Source organism: Hahella ganghwensis DSM 17046, assembly GCF_000376785.1.
GTDB lineage: Bacteria > Pseudomonadota > Gammaproteobacteria > Pseudomonadales > Oleiphilaceae > Hahella > Hahella ganghwensis.
This window is the reverse complement of the sequence record NZ_AQXX01000014.1, coordinates 1-1,727: the sequence shown is the minus strand read 5'-3', so window position 1 is coordinate 1,727 and position 1,727 is coordinate 1. Positions and strand designations below refer to the sequence as shown.

At 46.7% G+C, this 1,727-nt stretch carries 1 protein-coding gene and 1 pseudogene; both read left to right on the top strand.

Annotated elements, in window-relative coordinates; all coding sequences use genetic code 11:
* Positions 1 to 165: pseudogene (locus tag F566_RS36010) on the top strand (transposase); the annotation flags it as partial.
* A 277-nt stretch (positions 166 to 442) separates the two neighbouring features.
* The coding region (locus tag F566_RS31375; RefSeq protein WP_211210553.1) for a hypothetical protein at positions 443 to 1,727 on the top strand (1,285 nt) is incomplete at its 3' end.

Here is a 1,727-nt window from a genome sequence, read left to right as displayed (position 1 = left end):
AGCTCGAACTGGTGGACCAATCAGTGGCGGATGATGCTCTCGACCTATGCCTATCTGCTCTTCGAGGCTCTGAGAAAGTATCTCAGTGGTACAGAATGGGCCAAAGATTCCATCAACACCCTCCGACTCCGTTTACTCCAAATTGGGGCAGTGATTATCGGGAATTGGGGAAAACGAAGGACAAAATAATCTATGATTACCCGATGAGACTATGGACAGCCTCATCGGGGGCTTCATGAGAAATGCAGACTAGAACCCAGGCGCAACGAGATGAACTGGTGGAGCGCATGCGACCGGTTTGCGTTGCAAAAAATCATGAGGCTCTTGCGTCGCGCGCGGACGACATTTATAATATGCAAACTATGGTTTAGAAATTGTGACTAACTTGATGCACTTCTTTCGGCGATACGTCTTAGGAGGCAAATTGGTTTAGGGTGAGTCGATGGTGGAACCTCTAATTCAACAACTTCGTAAACTCTGTTCTGCAGTGATAATGTCATTCCTGCTGGGTGCTCTTGTAGCCTGTGGTGGGTCTGGAGGAGGCAGTGATAACAACGATGCAGTTGCAGGGAGCGAAAGTATAACGATTGATGTTGTGGTTAGGGATTTGGTCGGTCGTGATTTGATAATCCAGAGTAGTGGTGGGGACACCATTACCATTCCTGAAAATGGGACTCACTCATTCGAGACTTCTGTCGATGATGATGGTGGCGCTGTGCTGTCCGTCGCCAGCCAGCCTTCAGAGCCAGAGCAACTTTGTGTCGTTTTGGATCGCAGTAGTACTTCTACGGAAGCGGAGGTCGACTGTTCTCTTCTGGTTGGTTATTTCAGTGATAGTCCTGTCGAAGGTTTGACATACACAACGACAAGTCAATCGGGCTATACAGATCAGGAGGGTCGTTTTCTTTATCAGGCAGGTGAAGAAATCAGTTTTTTTGTCGGGGATATGCAGATCGGGGACTCGGTGGCTGCAAAGGCGCATATGACTCCGGTGGATATTGTGACAGGTGCCAAGCTTTACACAAGGGCATCAGATATTGAGAGAATCTACAACGGTGACCTCTCCAAACAGGATGAAACCAGTTTTAACCGTCTGCACAATATCCTGACCTTTCTTCAATCCATAGATGAAGATTCAAGTTCCGACAATGGCATCCGTATCACTGCGGAAGTTAGTGCGCTGTTTAATGGGGTGAGTATTGATTTTGAAGAGGATTACGATGATTTTGAGGATGATGATAATCTTCGGCGAATTTTGAACGGGGCAGCAAACGCTGGATTGCTTCAATATGGCGGTATCCTTAAAACCATGCAAGCTCTGGATCATTTTTACAATGCTCAGGGGATATCCTATTCTTTTCCCATTCCCGGGTATAGTGATGTCGATAGCGATGGTGATGGCTCCGTTGATTACAATCAAAGCTACGATTTTGATAGTTCCGGCGGCATGGTCGCTGATGATTTAACTTATGCTTCTGGAACATTTTACTACTATCGCTATACCTATGATAGGTGGGGAAATCGGCTGTCAGAAAACTATATGGAATCTGGTTCGGTGGGCGACCCGACCAAAGTCTATACCTACGACAATAGTGGCAATCTACTATCTGGGATTGAAGATTTAGACCGGGACGGAGCGCCTAATCGTATTTATTTTTACACCTACGACGACCAAGGCAATCGACTGTCTTATACCGATGACAGTAACGGAGACGGCACAGCGGATC